We start from the raw sequence: 20,166 nt of genomic DNA on the forward strand, positions 1-20,166 counted from the left end.
TTTAACTCAAAAGTAAAAAGTTTTAGCAAAATGCAAAACAACCTGCCTCTAATTCTGGCCGTTCTGACTCACCACTTTAATATGAACAGAGCCTGAATGATAGGTGCAATGCTCTGAAGCCTGTATCCACGCTGCCATTTTATAGGGCGGCTTACCTTGCAACGGAAAATTACCTTGCGGAAAACTCCACGTATAATCCTGTGAACTAACCGTTCCTTGCAGGTCATAGCTAACCCAATTGCTAACATTGTCCTGTTGTCCTATTGGTATATAAACTACCTTCCAATGCAATGCAGGGGGATTATTTACCGCTTGCCCGTTGTGGTCGTACACTTTTGCTGTATAAGTTACTTTGGTGCCTTTAGCTATTTCGGTGGCGGCATTGCTTGTCGTCAATTCAACTTTTGAATACGCTTTTACATCGGTAGTGATTGTTTCCGTAACCGTTTCGCCATTTACTGTGTACGTACAGGTTACAGTGCAGGGTCCGCCTTTATCTGCCTCAACCACCGTTGTAGGTATATTTCCTGCCGGTCCGTAAAACTTAAGTGACGCGGATGATAATGTCCAACTGAATGTTCCACCCTGCGGCTCAACCCTTGCAGTTAGTATCCTTCTCTCCTTTAAACACATTGTAGCCATTGGCGCATAGGCTATATCTATTTTAAGTGTCGGTTTTTCTAACACTATTACACGTACTTTTTTCTTATCAGAGCAATCGGTGCCTGTAAATTCCACTTCTGCCCAACCCTCCCCTGCTGTTACACCCTTAATAGTTACCGCCTGTTGGTTTGCTGCCCCTTCAATTTGCACATTATTACCTGCCGCCCAGCTAAATGAGCCTTGCATATTACCACTTGCAGTTATAGTGGCCGAAGTCCCTTTCAGCACCTTCACCGAGTCGGGCACAGTCACCATACATGGATTAACTTTTACCTTAATGATCTTTACAATAGTTTCCCCGCAGGCTTTAATGGTGCAGGTAACAGTTTGGTCGCCCGGTTGTTTAGGAGTTACAAACGCCACAAAATTGTACGGCCCTGAATTAAGTTGTAACCCGCTTGAAACCTCCCACGATACCTGACCTCCTGAGGGAGTAATTGTTGGGTTAATGGTAAACTGTTTGCCCACTGCTGCCGTAATCTCATCAGGAACATTAAAAGTAACTACAGGCTTAATACAGTTAACAGCTACCGTATGCTTGTAACTTACGCCTTGTATGGTGTACTCTACCGTGAGGGTGCTATTACCCAAAGCGGTACTTTTAAACTGTACGGTTTGATTATTGTTACCGTTGGTAAGGGTTATATTTTCACCCGCAGTCCATTTAAAGCTGCCTCCGTAAGGGTACGCTTCGGCATAAATGGTAAATTCTCTATCTAAACATGAGGTAAAATTTTCAGGGGCTGATGTTTTAACACTGTAAACCTTAAACTCCAGCTTTTGCGAACCGGTTTTACTCACTATTTCGTGCACCCCGTTTTGGTCACCGTGAATGTGGCAACCTCCCCCATTGCAATTATAGGTAGACTGAACCGTTCCGCCCGCCCCCGCCCCTTGGGCTCTGCTAAACGTTACATCATAATTTGCAATTACTTCTGCATTCGCTGAAGTTCCGGGTATTGGAGCATTGTTAATATCAGGATATACTTTGCCCTGCCAGTTTTTTGTTTGGTTGGGACCGATGGATATATCGGCCGGACTTACATCCACCACAATAGGTCCCGTGTGACTAAGGTTTACGGTACCCTGTTCGTGTTTATCGGTAGTTTTTGATTGGGAGCCATCATAGAAAGTGTATTTCCCGTTTTGGGTACTTACGTATAAACTGATTTCTCCCTGAGCGTAAACAATGCTTGCTGTAGTTGCAAAAAATAAAATCAGCAGTGCCTTTTTCATAATTGGTAGGTTAAGGGTTGCTTAATCAAATGTAGTTGAATTAGTTAGGAAACACAACGAGGTGTTACTATTTTGTAATAATGGCGCGTTGAAAAAAATTGTAAGTTGCCGACGAATGACTACCGACCCTCAACTACTGCTGCAACTGGTGAAAATGGAGATGCCTTTTGGGAAATACAAAGGCACTGTGCTGTGTGATTTACCTGTATCGTACCTTGAGTGGTTTAACCGCAAGGGCTTTCCCCAAGGAAAGTTGGGAATGATGCTGCAAACCTTGTATGAAATAAAACTGAACGGGCTTGAATACCTGCTGGAACCCTTGAAAAAAATGAAGTAATGAAGGCTGCCACATTAGCTGAATTAAAACGCGAACTGAATGAACTGCCGACAAAGCAGGTGGTTGAACTGTGCCTAAGACTTACAAAATACAAAAAGGAAAACAAGGAACTGCTTACCTACTTGTTGTTTGAGGCACACGATGAACAGCAATACATCCGTAATGTGCAGCTTGAAATAACCACCCAGTTTGGTGAAATAAACACTGACAACATTTATTACGCCAAAAAGGGGATTCGCAAAGTGTTACGAATGGCGAACAAGTTTATTAAATACAGTGGTAACAAACAAACCGAAGCTGAGGTACTGATTTATTATTGTCGTGAGTTGAAAGAAACAGGCATACCCGTGCACCGTTACCTCGACTTATCTAAACTATACGACCGCCAGCTTGAAAAAATACGCAAGGCAGTAGCCACCCTTCACGAGGATTTGCAGTACGATTATTTGAAGGAGCTGGAAGGTTTATAAATTAAAAAGGGCATGGCAAATTACCACACCCTTTATATACACTTAAAATTGTCTTGAGGTCATTTCAATCCCTGCCACCACTCCACATAAGTTGCAGAGTCTTGTAGGCTAACTTCTTCACCTATTACAGGGGTAATAATGGGTTGATTGTTGGTTTTTGCAGCCGTGGTAACCCGTAGTATCGGGTCGTCCCAAGCATGGTTACCTAACGAAAACTTGGCCCAATGCACAGGAAGCAATTTGTATGCTTTTAGTTCTTTGGCTGCTTGTACTGCTTCTTCGGGCATCATGTGTATGTATTTCCACCCTTTATCGTATTGCCCGCACTCAAGTATCGCAAGGTCAAACGGCCCGTATTTAGTTCCTATTTCGGCAAAGTGTTTATCATGGCCTGAATCGCCGCCTAAGTATATCTTTTTGGTGGGTGTTTGATATACAAACGATACCCACAACGAACGGTTACGTTTAAATCCACGACCTGAAAAGTGTCTGGCAGGAGTAAAGGTTACTTTAAACCCTGAATCTAATACCACCTCATCGTACCAGTCTTGCTCGATTACGTTGGCCACATCAAAACCCCAACGTTCAAAATGGGCTCCAACACCTAATCCGCAGATTACCTTTTTAACACGTGACTTTAGAGCAGTTACTGTTTTGTAATCCAAATGGTCCCAATGGTCGTGCGAAATAAACAGGTAATCTATTTCAGAAATATCATCTACCGTGTAAGCATCACTACCTACAAAACTTTTTGTTGTAAAGCTTACCGGAGAGGCCGACCCGCTTAAAACAGGGTCAACCAATATCCGTTTGCCGTCAACCTGCATAAAGTATGACGAGTGACCAAACCACACCATCATATCTTTTAAAGGGTCTATCGCTTTCAAATCTATTTTCTTTGTAGGGATAGTATCGGCAGGTTTATTACGTGGGTCTTTATTAAAAATAAACTTCTTCATTACGGAGAAGTAGTTTTCACCCTCTGCTAAATCAGGCGTATGGCTTTGGTTTTGAAATTGTCCGTCTCTAAAATTCGGTGATTTTTTAATTCGCTCCAATCTCTCTCCTTCAGGATATTTCCCAAACTGTTCCTGCTGCATAAAAATGGCTACGGCAGCAATAAAAACAGCTATCAAAACAAGTAGTATCATTAGTGTTTTCTTTATTATCTTAAATGTTCTTCTCATTTCTGTTACTTTAACATACGCATTAAAATGCTGTCAAAAACCCTATCGGGTAGTATGCTCTTCATAAACAACGTTGATTTTGCCAATGCACCTGCCACGTAGCGGGTTTTTGGTTTATTCGCGTCAATGGCTTTTTTAATGGCTTCGGCTATCACAATAGGCTCAGAACCCATTTTCCCTTCCTCGTTTTGCAATACTTTAGCATGCATGCGGGCAAGATTGCCATACGCTGTATTGCCTGATGTTTTTAACATATTATCACCTGCTATACCGCTCCATTCGGTTTTTATTGCGCCGGGCTGCACTACCACTACATCAATACCAAATTGTTTCAACTCCATACGTAAGCTATCGCTAAAGCCCTCTACTGCAAACTTAGTTGCATGGTACCAAGCTCCGTGGGGCTCACCGAATTTACCTCCCATTGAAGACACATTAATAATTCTACCCGATTTTTGGCTGCGCATGTGGGGCAACACCAACTGTATAAGGCGTGCCAACCCAAACACGTTTACCTCAAACTGGTAGCGTGCTTCATCCAAGGGCACATCTTCAACTGCTCCATACGAACCATAGCCTGCATTATTTACCAATACATCGATGCGTTTTTCAGCAGCAATAATCTCATTCACCCCTTTTATCATTGACGCGTCGTCTGTTACATCCATTGCCAACAAACGCACTCCGTATTGCACCAACTCTTGCATCTTATCAACCCTACGTGCTGCCCCATATACTATGTGGCCTTCTTTTGCCAGCAGCTTTGCAGTATCTTTTCCTATCCCGGCCGAGGCTCCTGTTATTAATATTACTTTTTTCATTTTTGTTTATTCGATTGATTAATCACTCTATTATCCGTTAAAAAAATTTATGCTCCTATCATGCGCCAAAGACGTTCAAAACTGTCTTCGATAACTTTAGCTTGCGCATCGTTACTGAGCTTAGCCATGCTTAGGTATTGGTGCAGCCCGTAAATATTACTGCTGATTAATGTATTAATATATTCTAATGGCAATGGTTCTACTTCACCCTTAACAATGCCCTCTTCAATCATTGACAACCAAGCCTTTGATTGTTTTTTCATTTCATCGGGTGTAATCAGCATTAGGTACGGAGAGCTGGAAAATTGCTGCACAAACCTAAACTCAGCTTCATTGTTCATGGCCCAATACAAAGCATCAACATAATTACGCTTACACGTTGCTTTGGTATCTTCTCCCGGCAAACCTTGCGGCCTAATGCAGGCTCCGAGCTTTGATTTAATATCAATGTACAAGCCTATGATTAAATCATCTTTGGTTTTGTAGTAATGAAAAAGGGTACCATTGGCCACACCAGCCTCTTTGGCAATTTTGCTGGTGGGTGTACCGTGAAAACCTGACTCAACAAACAGCTTCAATGCCGATGCAAGAATCTCAGCTTTCTTATCTCCTTTTTCAGATTGACTAATCACTCTACAAAGGTAAGAAGGTTTTCTTCTTCTCCAAGAAGTATTAATAAAATTTAACACTCTACTGGTACCATTAATTTAATGTCACAAATAAAAAATTAGAAAGTAAATTATTTATAATCAAATAATTATAAGAAACAGTTACCGGAAAAACAAAACCAAAGAGAGATTAGACGTTAATCGAATAAATCATTAAGTACAAGAAAGTGTAAATGTGATATTATAGATTTGTTACAACAATTGTAATCTCATTCGACATAAACTATCATTAAAATTAATCACATGAAAAAATCAATTCAAAAACACTTTAAATTATTAATTGCAGTAATTGCTATCGCAGGTTGGTCACATGAATTAAACGCACAATGCAGTATTAATGCCTCAGCTGACACGACAGTTTGCGTATTCGGTAGCTCTGTACAGCTAAATGCAACCTCAAGCTCTACACCAATAGGTTATTCTTGGAGCCCATCAACACGCTTAAGCAACACTACGATATCAAACCCAGTAGCAACCGTAAATGGAACAATCAAGTATTATGTTACCGCTTCTTTTGCAAATGGCACTGAACTAGTTACAAATGGAAACTTTGAAAGCGGTAACACAGGCTTTTCCTCTGACTATACCTTTAACCCTACGCCCGTTCCTTATTCGAACGATTTAGACGAAGAAGAGTATTACGTGGGGACTAATCCGTCAGCTATTCACCAATGTTTTGCCGCTTGTAGTGATCACACCACGGGTGTAGGAAAAATGATGATAATAAATGGTGCTCCGACAGCTAATGTTAAAGTTTGGAAGCAAATTATATCAGTCACTCCAAATACAGATTATGCATTCTCAGCTTGGCTAAACAATGTCACTTGTGGTGTTGGATATAACGCTCAACTACAATTCTCAATAGGAGGAAATTTAGTGGGCGGAACATTTGAGTCCGATTCTGCGCTCTGTAGCTGGAAAAAATTCTTTCAAATTTGGAATTCTGGGAGCAATACATCTGTTGAAATATCTATAGTAAATCAAAACACGGATCCTAACGGCAATGATTTTGCCCTTGATGATATTTCATTCAGATCAATATGTTACGCAACAGATTCAGTATCGATAACATTTTCCCCAAAGATGTTTACTCAAAATCTTGTTCTATGTAATGAAGAAGACAGTGTACAATTACCATCCGAAATATGGGTAGACACTGTAGGGACTTTTTATGACACATTGCAAGCAGGAAATGGCTGTGACAGCATAATAACAACGAACGTGTCGCTTTTCAATCCCATTGAGTTGGTTGAAAATGGTGATTTCGAAGACGGTGACACAGCATTTGATTCCGACTACACATATAATCCTTACACCACTCCATATACAAGCAACTTACTTGAAAGCCAATACGATGTCGGCACCAATCCATCTTCAACACACCAATGTTTTGCATCATGCTCTGACCACACATCCGGAAGCGGAAACATGATGATTATTAATGGTGCACCAACAGCAAACGTAAAAGTTTGGAAACAAACCGTAAGTGTGCAACCTAATAGGTATTACGAATTTTCAGCATGGCTAAGTAATATTACATGCGGTGTTGGATATAACGCTGTTCTTCAGTTCTCTATTGGTGGAACTTTAATTGGGGACACTATCGAGTCAGATTCGGCACTATGCTCTTGGAAACAATTTTACCAGATTTGGAATTCAGGAAGCAATACTTCTGTTGAGATATCAATCGTGAATCAAAATACAAATGCCAATGGAAATGACTTTGCACTTGATGATATTTCATTTAAAGAAATTTGCGATACTACAGGGTTAGGGTTTTATAAAACAGGAAAAAACACTTTAAAAATTGATGAATACGGGTATAGCAATAAACTGAACGTTTACCCTAATCCAACAAGAAACAACATATTCATCCAAGCCAAAGAATCACTTAAAGGCGGGTATATCATCAAAGTATATGAATCTACAGGACGTATAGTTTTATCAAAACAATTTATGACCACTAATGCTGAAATAATAAATGTACCCGTAGACGAGTTATCAGAGGGATCATACATTATAAATATTTCAAACATCGATAACACCATCAATGAAAACCACAAAATAATATTAATAAAATAGTCTATTAAAGAACTGAAAAAGAGCTTGACACTCGTGTCAAGCTCTTTTTTATGTTAACCACAGTTAAAACAAAAAAGCCATCCGGACGTGGATGGCTTCTAATTTTTGTGGGCCCACCTGGGCTCGAACCAGGGACCCCCTGATTATGAGTCAGGTGCTCTAACCGGCTGAGCTATAGGCCCGCAAACCCCAAGGGTTTTGCTAAAAGGACTGCAAAAGTAATGCAGCGTTTTTACTTGCGCAAGTTTTTACCTGCCAATTTTTATTCTTTCACGTGGGCATACAAACGGTCGATATCGTTTGCGTACTTGGTTTCAATCACTCGGCGTTTGGCTTTTTGGGTAGGGGTCAGTTCGCCCTCGTCAATGCTAAACGGCTTACGCTTAACAATAAACCCTTTGATACGCTCAAATTTTGCCAACTGGTTTGATAGTGCTTTTATGTCTTCATCAATCCACTTCACAATCTTCTCATCTTGTATAAATGCTTCACCTGTTTCAAAAAAGTCGCTCGCAATTTTAAACTGCTCCATCAACTCTTCTTTTGAGGGAATAACAATGGCAGTAAGGTGTTCACGCTTATCGCCTATCAAGAAAATCTGTTCTATCTTATTACTGCGTAAATACACATTCTCTACAGGGGCAGGATAAATGTTTTTACCGTAGGCATTCACAATCATGTTTTTGATACGGTCAGTGATTTTAAGGTTACCCTTATAAAACTTACCGATATCACCTGTATGGAACCAGCCGTCGGCATCAATTACTTTGGAGGTATCTTCAGGCTTGTTCCAATATCCCATCATTACATTGGGCCCTTTAATGCATATTTCGCCTTCTTCGCTCTCAAAATCAAAATCCTGGCTTTCATAGGTTTGTTCGGTAATAATCACACCGGTATCGGGATTTTTAAGGCATACTGTGTTACCGGGAGCTATGCGACCTACCGTACCAAACACCTGCCTTTCAAACTCATTTACGCATACAAACGGCGAGGTCTCGGTAAGACCGTAACCTTCCATCACTCTGATGCCAATATTTCCGAAAAACTCACCTACGTGTTGAGGTAGTGGCCCCCCTCCTGATATAATCATACGGATATTACCGCCAAGATTGGCTTTAATATCACTAAACACCAGCTTATCGGCTATAAAATGCTGCAAGGCTAATACGGGAGTTAACCCTTTACCTTCTTCGCGACGCAAGCGTGCTTTTTGACCCACCTTAAGTGCCCATAAGAAAATACTGTTTTTAAGTTTGCCCTTACCTGCTGCCTTTTTACGCACCTTTTCCTCAATGCGCTCCAATAGACGGGGCACGGTGGCAATAATGGAAGGCTTAATTTCTTTTACGTTGGTTGCTATGGTATCCACGCTAACGGCAAAAGCCATCTCGGTAGCTACACACGACCCAAGGTAATAAGTTACCATGCGCTCATACACGTGACTAAGCGGTAGGAAGGACAAAAAGCGATCGGCGGAGCTAATGGCTTTACACAAAATAAGCGCCATCACAATATTGCTCATAATGTTGCCGTGCGAAAGCATCACCCCTTTAGGAACGCCAGTTGTACCTGATGTATAGATGAGCATCGCCAAATCGCCGGGGGTGGCTTTTGCTAACTCTTCTTCAATGGCAGCGTGGTATTTGCCATACAAGCTCTTCCCTATTTCGTAAACCTTTTCTAACTCTATAATCCCTTCGTCTTCAACTGCCTTAGAGTCGGTATAGTTGATTATTATCTTTTGCAAGGCAGGACAAAGACTGCGAACCTTCAACACTTTTTTAAGCAGAAAGGGCGAGCCTACTAATACTACCCTCGAACCCGAATCGTTAAGGATGTATTCGATTTCTCCTTCTGAAAGGGTTGGGTAAATCGAGGCATTTACCGCACCAATTTGTTGCAAGCCTTGATCAAAAAAGATAAACTCGGGGCAGTTTTCTAATATCAACGCTGCACGGTCGCCCTTGCGCAGTCCCAAATCGTACAAGTATGCCGAAATAGCATTCAATTTCTCAAATGTCTCTGCATAGGTAATGGCCTTGTACTCGTTACCCACCTTTTCATACATGTAATTGTGGTGGGGTGTTTTAATTTTACTGGCCGCGTTGCGCATCATGTGATGCAACGAGGGGTATGGCAACTCTATTTCCATAAATCTTCTTTAGTTGTTATGACTAATCAACTACAAATTTTGTTTTTATAAAGCAGCTATCCTTACGGTTTAGCGCATTGGTTAAGGTTAGTTTTTGCAATATTTGCAAAACTGAATCACTAATATACTTATGAAATCGTTTTATACAATACTGCTACTTATAGTTTCTAACGCTTTTATGAATATGGCCTGGTACGGACACCTTAAGTTTAAGGAGTGGAAGTTTATGGAAGGCTGGGGACTTTGGGGTGTAATACTCATCAGCTGGGCGATTGCTTTTTTTGAATACTGTTTCCAAGTGCCGGCTAACCGTTTGGGTTACAAGGAAAACGGCGGGCCGTTTAGCCTGATGGAATTAAAAGTAATGCAGGAAGTAATAACACTGGTGGTGTTTGTTTTGTTTTCAGTAGTGTTTTTTAAGAACGAAACCTTACGCATCAACCACCTTATCGGTTTTGTGTTTTTGGTACTTGCCGTATATTTTATTTTTAAGAAATAACTGCATTACCCCTTACGACGGGTATAAAACCCGTCGCTATTGAAAATGTTGTGTCTAATGGTGTTAAACCATTCGACACACGCCCACCAACAAAACAGCATTTTATATGCTGGCTTCAATAATCCTTGTTACGGTGTTATCAGGTTACGCAGTTATGCTGTTATTTTTGTTACGCGCCGCACAAGGGATTGCGACGTTAGTGCCAAACCTGTGAAACTGACAAAGAACAACTACCGAATTGTAATTGGAAAAACTAAATAAATCCCCGACGGGTATAAAACCCGTCGCTCTTGGAAATGTTGTGTCGAATGGTTTAAAACCATTTGACACAAGCCCACCAACAAAACAGCATTTTATAAGCTGTTAAAACCACAATAAAAAAGCCCCGAACGCATCACGTTCAGGGCTTACACATTATTCAATTACTAAAACCCAATTATTTAGTAAGCAATTCTTCGCTGCGTTTAATAAACGCACTCATCTCCTCGCCTGTAAGCAGGTTTTGCTGCAACTTGGCAAGATCGACCGCTTGTTTCACCAAGCTGTTTTTAGCATCGGTATTTTCCTCGTTCGCAATCTTTCCGGCCAAAGGATGGTTGCTGTTTATCAGCACTTGGTAGCTGTCGCCCATGCCGCCAAACATCTGCCCCATGCCGTTCATCATTGCCATTTCCTGCATACGGCGCTCAAACTCAGGTTTGGTAATAGTGATAAAATGGTCGTCGGGGCTTAGTGCCTCCGATTCAATGCGCCACTTATCGTTATTAATACCCAGCTTAAACACTTCTTTCAAGCCGTTCACTTGTTCGTCGCTCAATACCGATTCGCGTTTTTCGTCTTTGTTAATCAACTTATCAATCACATCGGCATCAATGCGGAAAATGCGGTTATCAGGATTTTTATTTTCAAGGTAGCTGATAAAGTGGTTGTCCAACGGACCGCCCAACTCCAACACATCGTAGCTGCGTTTTTTTGCCGCCTCAATAAAACTGTATTGTTTATTGGCATCGTTGGTATACAGCAAGATTACCTTATTGTCTTTGTCCGTTTGCAAAGGCTTCACCTTCTCCACGTATTCATCAAACGTGTAAAACTCTTTATCGGTGTTTTGCAACAGACTGAATTTACCCGATTTTTCAGCAAATTTCTCATCGCTCACCGTCCCGAATTTCACAAACAACCCTACGTTTTCCCACTTCTCTTCGTAGGCTTTGCGGTCGTTGTTAAATATCTCTTGCAATTTATCGGCAACCTTGCGGGTAATATAACCGGTAATTTTTTTCACGTTACCGTCGGCTTGCAATGCACTGCGCGACACGTTCAACGGAATATCCGGACTATCAATCACCCCGTGCAGCAGCATTAAAAACTCAGGCACAATGTCTTTCACCTCTTCGGTTACAAACACTTGGTTGCTGTATAACTGTATTTTATTGCGTTGGATATCGAAATTATCCTTCACCTTGGGAAAATACAAAATGCCTGTCAGGTTGAAGGGATAATCCACGTTCAGGTGAATCCAAAACAACGGAGGCTCGCTAAAAGGGTACAGCGATTTGTAAAACTCTTTGTACTCTTCCTCGGTAATATCGGCGGGCTTTTTAGTCCACAAAGGCTGGGTGTTGTTAATCACCTCGCCGTCAAATTCAATTTCAACGGGTAAAAAGCGGCAATATTTCTCCAACAACCCTTTTACGCGAATTTTTTGTAAAAACTCTGCGCTTTCTTCGGTAATATGGAGGATAATATCCGTTCCGCGCTCGGCACGGTCGTGAGCATCAATGCTAAATTCAGTGCTGCCTTCGCATACCCAGTGGGCGGCAGTGGTATCGTCTTTATAAGATTTGGTAATAATTTCAACCTTATCAGCCACCATAAAACTTGAGTAGAAACCCAAGCCAAAATGTCCGATAATGGCAGCCGCATCTTTATCCTTGTATTTCTCAACAAACTCTTCGGCACCGCTAAACGCAATCTGGTTAATGTACTTTTCAATCTCCTCGGCAGTCATACCAATGCCCACGTCTTTAATGGTAATGGTTTTGGCCTCCTCGTTCAATTCCACGCGTATTTTCAAGTCACCCAAATCACCTTTAAACTCACCCGTTCCGGCAAGGGTTTTCAGCTTTTGGGTAGCATCCACTGCGTTGCTTACCAACTCACGTAAAAAAATCTCGTGGTCGCTGTATAAGAACTTCTTAATGATAGGAAAAATGTTCTCCGTGTGTACACTAATGTTGCCTTTTTGCATAGTTTCGTAATCGTTTAGTTCTTCATCCATTTATCAGTAACTATGCCGAGGATGGAGAGGTGACAGAATGGCGGAACTAGCTTATAAAATTTAACTCTGGGCTGTATCTTTCCTCTGGTTCTTTCACAAGAAAGTTTGATAGTTCTTCTGGAGTATTAAAACCGTTAATTTTTTCTTTGTATTTATTGGAAGTTTGCAAATTCTCAATTTCCAGCTTTCTACATTTACTTATTTCCAAATATTCTTTTTCAATATCAATTCCCAAATACCTTCGGTTAAGTAAATTGGCTGCAATTCCGGTGGTGCTGCTTCCGGCAAAAGGGTCAAGGATCCAGGCATTAGGTTTTGTGGAAGCAAGAATTAAACGGGTTAATACAGAAAGTGGTTTTTGGGTAGGGTGTTTACCACATGTTTTTTCCCATTTTGCAATAGCAGGCAACTTCCACACGTCTTTCATTTGCTTATCCCCATTCAGTTGCCTCATAAGCTCATAATTATAATAATGGGGTGTTTTGGGGTTTTTACGTGCCCAAATAATCAACTCAGTTGAATGGGTAAAATAACGACATGAAAAGTTTGGAGGTGGATTTGTTTTTTCCCAAGTAACAACGTTTAATATTTTAAAATTTAGCTCAGTTAAAATTTGACCAATCGAAAATATATTATGATGAGTACCACTAATCCATATAGTGGCATCTTCCTTCATTTTTTCTCTTACCGGGTAAAGCCACTTACGGTTAAAATCATTAACAAAATCGTATCCTCTAAACTTATCCCATTTGCCTTTGTTAACACTAACTACTTTGCCACTTTGAATCGTCAATCCATTGTTTGATAAAAAATAGGGAGGATCAGCAAACACCATATCGAACTTATGCTCAAACTGTGGCAACAATTCCATTGAATCTCCCTGTAGGAGATAAAAGTTTTTATCGTTGGATTTATAGTATGGAATCAATATGTTATTGTTTTTCTTGTAATAGTGTTTTCAAAACACCGTATTTCAACATTTCTAAATTCAACAAATAGTCAGCTTTATCAAAATATTCCCTTAAAGGCTTTTCTGTTGATTTCCAGCCAAACCCATCGGTTACCCAAATGAATTCTATCCCTTGAGCATTCCAGTAATCATTCATTTTGCTGTATTCCGTAGCGGTTGATTTTAACTTTGAACCACCACCTCCATAAAAATTACATTCAATAAAACACAATTTGTTTCCCTTATTCACCGCAAAATCAATATTTCTGGAAGATTTGTCCACAATAATATCGAGGTTCCAATCTCTTTTTATTTTTTTAGCATTAGCCTGAGGCATATAAGCTAAGTTTAACTCAGCGCAGGTTTTCGCAATAAAGTTTTCCGTCAGCGCTTCCATAAGGGTTCCGCCCCTGTTTTTCCGTCCATTGCTATCTAAACCAACTTCAACGCCAGTTACATAATCAACAAGGTTTTTGATTTTTTTGTCCTTAAACAGTGTTCCAATGCCAGATTTTATGATAAAATCCGTCAACTCTTTACAGTCATTATCCGTTAACTTTCGATGTTGAAATGAGTAGTTTTTGTAAACAAAATTTTCGGCATCAATTAATATATCAATAGATTGTTCTCTAATGGCAATTAGAGCGGGGAACGCTTTAATTACTTGGGGATACTCTTGTAGCAAATTAAACATCTCACCCTCGATGTCTTCTTTACCAATAAGTACATTAAGAAGATTTAACTCCTTTTCAATCGGAGTTATGTTTTCAAGCACCTTTACCCAATTCACAAAATAGTCCCATTGGGTTATTTTTTCTTTAAAAGTACTTGTTATGTATTTAAAAAGGGCATCGTCATCAGGTATATTAAGCAACTGACAAAGCTTCTTCATAAGGATAATTAGTGATTAATAGTTCATTTAACTCGCCTCGTTTTTCAGGATTGGCATTAATTATCCTTTTGGCCTTTACACGAGATATGTTGAATCCACTATAAAGATCATCAAAGAAATTATTTTCCTTGTTTTCCCCTTTAACATCAGAATTACTTAATAACCATTTGTGGCCGAGCATATTTAGTTTATCACAAAAATTTTTTAACCGAATTTGCTCATCATCATTAAATTCATCCTTAGCATATGAATTGAAGCTTGACGTATTGCTTAACGGCTTGTAAGGAGGGTCTAAATAGAAAAACGTATTATCCCCTGCGTAGTTTAGAGTTTCCTCAAAGTCAACATTTAGTATTTCAACTTTCTGAAGAGCGTTACTAGCCGCTAAAATATTTTCCTTATCACAAATAGCAGGGGTTTTATAACTACCTATTGGAACATTAAATAAGTTGTTTTTGTTAACACGATATAAGCCATTAAAACATGTTCTGTTTAAAAAAATAAACAAGGCCGCCTGAGTTTCCATGCTACTTTTCCTGCTGTTATAAAGGTTTCTACAGGCGTAGTAATACTCTTTCCGTTTTTCTTCATTCAAACAGTGATATTCCTTTTGCCAGTTATCTAAAATTGCAATTAGTTTTTCCGGAGATGTAGCAATCATCCTATAAGTGTTAATCAAATCCGTATTAATATCATTGATAACTGCTTTTTTCAAGTTTTTGAATTGGGTAAGCATCCAAAATAATACGGCTCCACTGCCAACAAATGGCTCAACATATACTAAATTCTCATTTTTTATTTCATCCGGTAAAAAGCTTTGAATTGCAGGTAATAGCTGAGTTTTACCACCTGCCCACTTTAAAAAGGGTTTAGCCGCACTGTTTGTTCTGTTTCTCACAAAGTCTTCTTTTGCTTTAATCAATCTCAAAAATAAGACTTTTGACCGACAACAGGTAAACTATGAACTTATCCCTTCGTTTCCTTGTGCTACATTTTAAAAAATTATTGTGCCACAGAAGAAATCTTAGAAGTAAAATGCTCGCTATTGGCAGGACTACGAGCGCAGCATCTCCACCCCCTACCCCCGCAAGCGGGGGATATTGAACGACGAACGAAATTTGATACTCGAAAAGTTAATGAGGTAGGTCAGCACCCCCAATGTCCTCCTTTGGAGGAGGATGTAGGAGGAGGAAAACCACCGTCATCCCGAACTTGGTTCGGGATCGTATAGGTAAATCTCGTTAATGGTGATGAGATGCCGAAACAAGTTCGGCAGAACTACCCGAATTGTCATTTCCACCCCCTACCCCCGCAAGCGGGGGATATTGAACGACGACCGAAATTTGATACTCGAAAAGTTAATGAGGTAGGTGAGCACCCCAATGTCCTCCAAGAGGGGAGAGGTTTTTATACTTTCCGTGTTTTTACATTCTTTAAAAGTCCATATTTTAAAGCACTTACAGTCTTTACATCTTTTCATTGTTTGTTATTCTTTTCTATTTTTTGTTAATTTGCTGTACCTATGTTGTACCTTAAATCAGGTCGTAGGGTAAAAACAAACGATGGCATCTATAAAACTTGTACTACGGAAATCTAAGACCCTTGCGGACGGAACCCACCCCATTGCAATACGGTTTACCGTTCACCGAAAATCAAAGTTCATCTTTACGGGCAAATCTTCTTTGGCTGCACACTGGGATGACAAACAAGGACTGCCGAATAAAAAGCATCCCCTTGCCTCAGAGCTAAAAATCTACTTATTAAAGCGTAAACGCGATGCAGAAGTGGAACTGTTGGGCTTGCAAAACCAAGATGCGAACCTGACAGCTACATTGGTAAAAGAGAAAGTAAAGAAAAGCAAGGTGGACAAAGCTGTATTCCCGTTTTTTGATGCTACCATAGCTGACTTAAAGAAATCAGGCCAAGTTAGTACCCGCCGAAACTACAATGCTGCTAAAAATATGTTGTTGGACTTTATGAAAGGCAGCCAAAGTTTGCAGTTCTCAGAAATCGACCTTGTGTTTTTGCGCAAGTATGACCAATACATGATTGCTAAGGGTTTTAAAATGAATACCCGTTATTGCTATTTATCAAAACTGAAAGCCTTGTTTACCTTAGCTGACATCCCCTATGAAAAAAGCCCGTTTAAGGATTTTCAGATAGCTCACCTCAAGAAAGATGAAGTGGAGCATAGGGCATTGGATAAAAGCAGCCTGAAAGGCTTATTAAGTTACAAAGCAGAGGAGGGAAGCCCTAAATTCTATGCAATGGTATATTTCACCTTTAGCTATTACTGTTGGGGCATGAACTTTACCGATATAGCCCACTTAAAATGGAAAAACATTTATAGCGGACGTTTAACCTATAACAGGTCAAAGACAAATAAGCTGTACAACATCGAACTATTAGAACCTGCGTTGAAGATATTGGAGTACTTCAAAATCCAACGGTACGGACAAGAGGGAACACCGAATGGTGAAGATTTTGTGTTTCCGATTATTGACCCTGCCGTCCACAATACCCCTGAAAAGCTGAAAAACGTCAAACAGAATAAATTAAGCAAAATCAATGAACATTTAAAGAAAATTGCCAAAGAACTCAAAATACCCGCCGACATTACCAGCTATTGGGCAAGGCACTCTTTTGCCACCCACCTGCGGGACTTGGATATTTCCACTGCTAAAATACAAACGATGCTTGGCCATACCACCGAAGAAATGACACAAGTGTACCTTGACAGCATTAAAAACAACGAACTGGACAATGCCGCAAAACAATTGCTGCTTTGAGACAAGACACCGTGTCAACCCACAGCCGGATTAAGCCCGTTTTCCAACAACACGTTGTTGGAGTTAAAAACAGGTTAATCAGTTAACTATCAGTTGAGTAGATAAAATTATCAAAAAACACTCTGTTTTTACCAAAATTAACTAATTACTACTGAAACACTTGCAAAAACAAGGCGTTGGGAATTTTCCAACACCTTGTTTTTCAGGATTAGTATAACTGATTGGTTATTAATTTAATCCAAAAAACCACCTGCAACAACGTGTTGTTTTTAAAAGGCGTTTATACATCCCATCCTGTGCTATCTGCCGTTATTGGCTTTGTCGAAAATATGGCATTTGTTTGTACTTTCTGCACCTGCTTTCGTTTATATGTGAAATAATAGCTGAATAAACACCGTTTGTTGTTTCACATTTATGATTTTCAGAACACACATTTCAAAGGAGAGGAACCAAACTATGAATTTACGGAATGATTTGAATGCGGAGGTATTGCTCGCACATTTTAAAAACTATTTTCAGAATTACAACGACACCACCCACTTGTTTGATGCTGGGGACACCTCCAAAGAATTAGGGCACGGCTACCCAAAAGGGTATTTTAAACTCTTCAACTTACCTACCCTCAAAGAAGGGATTGATATTGAGGAAGTCAACAAGGCAATTATGAAGGTAATTATGGATAATTACGGCCAATTACCTAAACTCGACGGCATACCCGAACCTGAAGTGGAATACAACCAGCTCTTGGGTATCAATATAAATTTCAAGAGAATAGTGGTAACCCACCCGGACGGACGTGTCAGTACGGTTAGCTTTCGTTACAAATTTTACAGGCTTGGTTACGTGGTAAAATTCTTGTTTACCAAAGATGTTTGGAAAAAGGCCATTATCTACAATAGTTTTCTCAAATCAAGAACCACTGAAACAGTGCAAGGCCAACCGCCAGCCGTCGGTAAAACCCTTACTGCTGAAAATGTGCTTGAGCAAATAGCCAACAATGACGGACTGTTAGGATTACAGGGGAATGAAGCCCTTTATACCATACGCAGGCAACGTATGGCTTTATTGTTAATTTTTAATGCCATGCGTTTGGATATTACCACGGTAAACCTTGCCGCAATTGCCCGTTTAATATATATCCTTACTGCTAAGGAAATCCCTAAAGGGAGTGTGAAGCTGTATAATTCCAATATTTACAAATCCCTGAAAAACCCTAACAACGTTTCGGCGGAACGTAACAAAGAAGACTTGCTTTTTCTTAAAGGAGCATTTGAAGATTTGAATTTGCCCAACGACCCAATCGTAGAAAAAATAATCAATGACATCGAAGAAGAGTTAGAGGTTTTAGGCAGCTAAAAGAAGGCTGTTTACAAACATGGGGTGCCCTATCCGCTAATTTTTTGCCCACCCCATGTTCTAACACATTTAAAATCAGGATAAAAAAATTTGCTATGGGGTGCCCACCCCATAAGGGCACCCCATACAGATTTTGCTAAATATTTGTTGCCATTACTCGAATAAACAATGGCACCTAATCCCTTCACTGAAATTTACGAAAAGTTAGATGCTCTTACCTTACTGGTAGTTGAGCTTAACAGAAAAGTCCACGGAAGTTCTAAAACCGCTGCCACGGGTTTACCCATGAACGTCCAACAAGCTGCGGACTATCTTGATATGGCTAAGGCAACCCTTTATGTAATGACCCACAAGCGGGAAATCCCTCATTTTAAGCGAGGCAAGCGCGTCTTTTTTTATGAAGAAGACCTTGAAAAATGGCTAAAAGAGAAACGTCAGAAAACTGTTAAGGAAATTCAAGATGAAGTCTGAGGTTACCATTGTGGGAGTGCATTCGGTTATTCATTACCAATGCCCCCATTGCGGGCAAAACACGGCTTTCAAAACGACTGTGTTTATCAAATTGATGGGGGCGGAACAAGCTGCCACACTATGCAGTGAGTGCAATTTACCCAACAAGGTTTCTAACCTGCATAAAAAGCCAAAGGTCAGCAAATCCGCCTGCAAGCATCCGATACAAAGGGCGGTGAGTTTTTTTTGGTCAAAATAACCGCCCGTTTACCCTCAAAAACCCAAACAAAACGTATAACAATGGCAAAGAAAACCACATTGCCTGCCCCCGCTATTTCGATAGATGCGGTAAAGGAGCAGGTAAAAGCAGCCCTCACCCCAAAGGATGCACAGGGCAAACCTGCCCCCGACAGAAACCTGACCGACAGCCAGCGTACATGGCTGACCGTTGATGAAATTACCGATGTACTTCAACTAAAAGCCCCTGAAAGTAAAATTACTAAGGTAGTAGTGGTAAAAGCCGTTACCGAAATGGTACAGGACGGCACCATCAAACAGCGGCTGCGTAAGCCCCCGCACATTAGCGAATATACCAGCCTGCAATGACCCCTCACAAGCAAGTGAATAATAAGCAAGCGCAGGGGGCTGAATAGCCCCCTATGCCGCTTGGTGTAGTAGTTAAGTAAATTAAGACAGGGAAAATGCAAAGGTATCTTCAAAAAGCCAAAACAGAAACCGAAAAAATACGGCATATACAACGGTTGTTATTGTTTCCGACTGTACCCCACAGTAAAGGGGACACCGAACTGCTGACCCGTCAAATTGCCACCCACCAACGCCTGCACCAACGCTTCATCACCCTTGCTCTTAAATACCAACAAAACCCCAACAACACGTTGTTTTTATGACAGCAACCCCCACCTATAGCCATACCCATAACCCCACCCCCATAGACGGGTTTGATTACCGCAGGATAGACATTGCAGAAGTCCGCAAACACCTTAACCAGTTTGTAAAGGATGTGAACCAAAAGGCAGCCACCCCCAAAGAGCGCATCCGGGGCGGTTTGTTCCTTACTTTGTTAAAAGTATGCGATGCCTACGTGCGCCAAAACAACCGTGTAGGGTGTTTGACCATTAACCCAATTCCCTGCCGCATGAACAATGTGCGGTTAGCCCACCTTGTCAAAGTGGACAAACGCACCATTTTAAACCACCTTTCCAAACTGGAGGACATGGGGATTGTACAAAAGACCTTTCGGGGGACAAAAGCCGATTACGAGTTAACCGTGCCCGCATGGATATTGCTGTACGACCCCCAAAGCCCTAACC

General features: G+C 40.5%; 19 protein-coding genes and 1 tRNA gene. 10 read left to right on the forward strand and 10 right to left on the reverse strand.

Annotation, left to right across the window (positions count from 1 at the left end; genetic code table 11):
* Positions 1 to 48: 48 nt before the first annotated feature.
* Positions 49 to 1,899 carry a hypothetical protein gene (locus F9K23_13505; protein KAB2914738.1) on the reverse strand — a complete coding sequence of 617 codons (1,851 nt, stop codon included), beginning with the start codon at positions 1,897 to 1,899 and terminating at the stop codon, positions 49 to 51.
* Between the two features lie 115 nt (positions 1,900 to 2,014).
* Between F9K23_13505 and F9K23_13510 the strand changes: the two genes are divergently transcribed.
* Positions 2,015 to 2,236 carry a DUF3820 family protein gene (locus F9K23_13510; protein KAB2914758.1) on the forward strand — a complete coding sequence of 74 codons (222 nt, stop codon included), beginning with the start codon at positions 2,015 to 2,017 and terminating at the stop codon, positions 2,234 to 2,236.
* Positions 2,236 to 2,706 (forward strand): hypothetical protein, encoded by a 471-nt coding sequence (locus tag F9K23_13515; protein KAB2914739.1) that lies wholly within the window; start codon positions 2,236 to 2,238, stop codon positions 2,704 to 2,706. Before F9K23_13510 ends, F9K23_13515 begins: the two co-directional genes overlap by 1 nt.
* Positions 2,707 to 2,765: 59 nt before the next feature.
* Here the strand turns inward: F9K23_13515 and F9K23_13520 are convergent, their stop codons facing one another.
* The 3 genes from F9K23_13520 to F9K23_13530 are packed head-to-tail and all read right to left on the reverse strand — an operon-like array spanning position 2,766 to position 5,346.
* Positions 2,766 to 3,893, reverse strand: coding sequence for an MBL fold metallo-hydrolase (locus F9K23_13520; protein ID KAB2914740.1), 1,128 nt, complete (start codon positions 3,891 to 3,893; stop codon positions 2,766 to 2,768).
* Between the two features lie 5 nt (positions 3,894 to 3,898).
* A complete protein-coding gene (locus tag F9K23_13525) occupies positions 3,899 to 4,714 on the reverse strand; it encodes an oxidoreductase (protein ID KAB2914741.1) in 816 nt (271 codons plus the stop codon).
* A gap of 47 nt (positions 4,715 to 4,761) precedes the next feature.
* Positions 4,762 to 5,346 carry a TetR/AcrR family transcriptional regulator gene (locus F9K23_13530; protein KAB2914742.1) on the reverse strand — a complete coding sequence of 195 codons (585 nt, stop codon included), beginning with the start codon at positions 5,344 to 5,346 and terminating at the stop codon, positions 4,762 to 4,764.
* 279 nt (positions 5,347 to 5,625) lie between these two features.
* Between F9K23_13530 and F9K23_13535 the strand changes: the two genes are divergently transcribed.
* Positions 5,626 to 7,464, forward strand: coding sequence for a T9SS type A sorting domain-containing protein (locus F9K23_13535; GenBank protein KAB2914743.1), 1,839 nt, complete (start codon positions 5,626 to 5,628; stop codon positions 7,462 to 7,464).
* Positions 7,465 to 7,572: 108 nt separating this feature from the next.
* On the opposite strand, the gene F9K23_13540 is transcribed toward F9K23_13535, so the two are convergent.
* Both F9K23_13540 and F9K23_13545 read right to left on the reverse strand, forming a co-directional pair.
* Positions 7,573 to 7,646: transfer RNA gene (locus F9K23_13540), tRNA-Ile, on the reverse strand.
* Positions 7,647 to 7,726: 80 nt separating this feature from the next.
* Positions 7,727 to 9,619 carry a long-chain fatty acid--CoA ligase gene (locus tag F9K23_13545; protein KAB2914744.1) on the reverse strand — a complete coding sequence of 631 codons (1,893 nt, stop codon included), beginning with the start codon at positions 9,617 to 9,619 and terminating at the stop codon, positions 7,727 to 7,729.
* Between the two features lie 130 nt (positions 9,620 to 9,749).
* On the opposite strand from F9K23_13545, the gene F9K23_13550 reads away from it, so the two are divergent.
* Positions 9,750 to 10,118, forward strand: coding sequence for a DMT family protein (locus F9K23_13550; protein ID KAB2914745.1), 369 nt, complete (start codon positions 9,750 to 9,752; stop codon positions 10,116 to 10,118).
* A 436-nt stretch (positions 10,119 to 10,554) separates the two neighbouring features.
* Here F9K23_13550 and htpG read toward each other — a convergent pair whose 3' ends face one another.
* From htpG to F9K23_13570, 4 genes are all read right to left on the reverse strand, one after another.
* Positions 10,555 to 12,369 carry a molecular chaperone HtpG gene (gene htpG, locus F9K23_13555; protein KAB2914759.1) on the reverse strand — a complete coding sequence of 605 codons (1,815 nt, stop codon included), beginning with the start codon at positions 12,367 to 12,369 and terminating at the stop codon, positions 10,555 to 10,557.
* Positions 12,370 to 12,445: 76 nt separating this feature from the next.
* Positions 12,446 to 13,330, reverse strand: a complete 885-nt coding sequence (locus F9K23_13560; protein ID KAB2914746.1) for a site-specific DNA-methyltransferase — start codon at positions 13,328 to 13,330, stop codon at positions 12,446 to 12,448.
* Position 13,331: 1 nt separating this feature from the next.
* Entirely contained in the window at positions 13,332 to 14,240 is a 909-nt protein-coding gene (locus tag F9K23_13565) for a type II deoxyribonuclease (protein KAB2914747.1), read from the reverse strand.
* Positions 14,215 to 15,138, reverse strand: a complete 924-nt coding sequence (locus F9K23_13570) for a DNA adenine methylase (protein KAB2914760.1) — start codon at positions 15,136 to 15,138, stop codon at positions 14,215 to 14,217. The genes F9K23_13565 and F9K23_13570 overlap by 26 nt, the downstream gene beginning before the upstream one ends.
* Positions 15,139 to 15,802: 664 nt before the next feature.
* On the opposite strand from F9K23_13570, the gene F9K23_13575 reads away from it, so the two are divergent.
* The 6 genes from F9K23_13575 to F9K23_13600 all read left to right on the forward strand — a co-directional run.
* Positions 15,803 to 17,029, forward strand: a complete 1,227-nt coding sequence (locus F9K23_13575) for a site-specific integrase (GenBank protein KAB2914748.1) — start codon at positions 15,803 to 15,805, stop codon at positions 17,027 to 17,029.
* Positions 17,030 to 17,485: 456 nt separating this feature from the next.
* A complete protein-coding gene (locus tag F9K23_13580) occupies positions 17,486 to 18,385 on the forward strand; it encodes a hypothetical protein (protein ID KAB2914749.1) in 900 nt (299 codons plus the stop codon).
* A gap of 168 nt (positions 18,386 to 18,553) precedes the next feature.
* On the forward strand, positions 18,554 to 18,856 hold the full coding sequence (locus tag F9K23_13585) for a helix-turn-helix domain-containing protein (protein ID KAB2914750.1): 303 nt from the start codon (positions 18,554 to 18,556) through the stop codon (positions 18,854 to 18,856).
* A gap of 279 nt (positions 18,857 to 19,135) precedes the next feature.
* Positions 19,136 to 19,441, forward strand: a complete 306-nt coding sequence (locus F9K23_13590) for a hypothetical protein (protein ID KAB2914751.1) — start codon at positions 19,136 to 19,138, stop codon at positions 19,439 to 19,441.
* Positions 19,442 to 19,536: 95 nt separating this feature from the next.
* Positions 19,537 to 19,743 carry a hypothetical protein gene (locus F9K23_13595; protein ID KAB2914752.1) on the forward strand — a complete coding sequence of 69 codons (207 nt, stop codon included), beginning with the start codon at positions 19,537 to 19,539 and terminating at the stop codon, positions 19,741 to 19,743.
* Positions 19,740 to 20,166, forward strand: a 427-nt coding sequence (locus F9K23_13600) for a winged helix-turn-helix transcriptional regulator (GenBank protein KAB2914753.1), incomplete at its 3' end; no start/stop codon positions are given. The genes F9K23_13595 and F9K23_13600, both read left to right, overlap by 4 nt.

This window comes from Bacteroidota bacterium, assembly GCA_008933805.1.
Taxonomy (GTDB): domain Bacteria; phylum Bacteroidota; class Bacteroidia; order UBA8524; family UBA8524; genus SB11.

Bases quoted from the DNA above. Each gene is read 5' to 3' on its own strand.
- F9K23_13505 (KAB2914738.1), bottom strand. From the start codon at position 1,899: ATGAAAAAGGCACTGCTGATTTTATTTTTTGCAACTACAGCAAGCATT.
- F9K23_13510 (KAB2914758.1), top strand. From the start codon at position 2,015: ATGACTACCGACCCTCAACTACTGCTGCAACTGGTGAAAATGGAGATG.
- F9K23_13515 (KAB2914739.1), top strand. From the start codon at position 2,236: ATGAAGGCTGCCACATTAGCTGAATTAAAACGCGAACTGAATGAACTG.
- F9K23_13520 (KAB2914740.1), bottom strand. From the start codon at position 3,893: ATGAGAAGAACATTTAAGATAATAAAGAAAACACTAATGATACTACTT.
- F9K23_13525 (KAB2914741.1), bottom strand. From the start codon at position 4,714: ATGAAAAAAGTAATATTAATAACAGGAGCCTCGGCCGGGATAGGAAAA.
- F9K23_13535 (KAB2914743.1), top strand. From the start codon at position 5,626: ATGAAAAAATCAATTCAAAAACACTTTAAATTATTAATTGCAGTAATT.
- F9K23_13545 (KAB2914744.1), bottom strand. From the start codon at position 9,619: ATGGAAATAGAGTTGCCATACCCCTCGTTGCATCACATGATGCGCAAC.
- F9K23_13550 (KAB2914745.1), top strand. From the start codon at position 9,750: ATGAAATCGTTTTATACAATACTGCTACTTATAGTTTCTAACGCTTTT.
- htpG (KAB2914759.1), bottom strand. From the start codon at position 12,369: ATGCAAAAAGGCAACATTAGTGTACACACGGAGAACATTTTTCCTATC.
- F9K23_13565 (KAB2914747.1), bottom strand. From the start codon at position 14,240: ATGAAGAAGCTTTGTCAGTTGCTTAATATACCTGATGACGATGCCCTT.
- F9K23_13575 (KAB2914748.1), top strand. From the start codon at position 15,803: ATGGCATCTATAAAACTTGTACTACGGAAATCTAAGACCCTTGCGGAC.
- F9K23_13580 (KAB2914749.1), top strand. From the start codon at position 17,486: ATGAATTTACGGAATGATTTGAATGCGGAGGTATTGCTCGCACATTTT.
- F9K23_13585 (KAB2914750.1), top strand. From the start codon at position 18,554: ATGGCACCTAATCCCTTCACTGAAATTTACGAAAAGTTAGATGCTCTT.
- F9K23_13590 (KAB2914751.1), top strand. From the start codon at position 19,136: ATGGCAAAGAAAACCACATTGCCTGCCCCCGCTATTTCGATAGATGCG.
- F9K23_13595 (KAB2914752.1), top strand. From the start codon at position 19,537: ATGCAAAGGTATCTTCAAAAAGCCAAAACAGAAACCGAAAAAATACGG.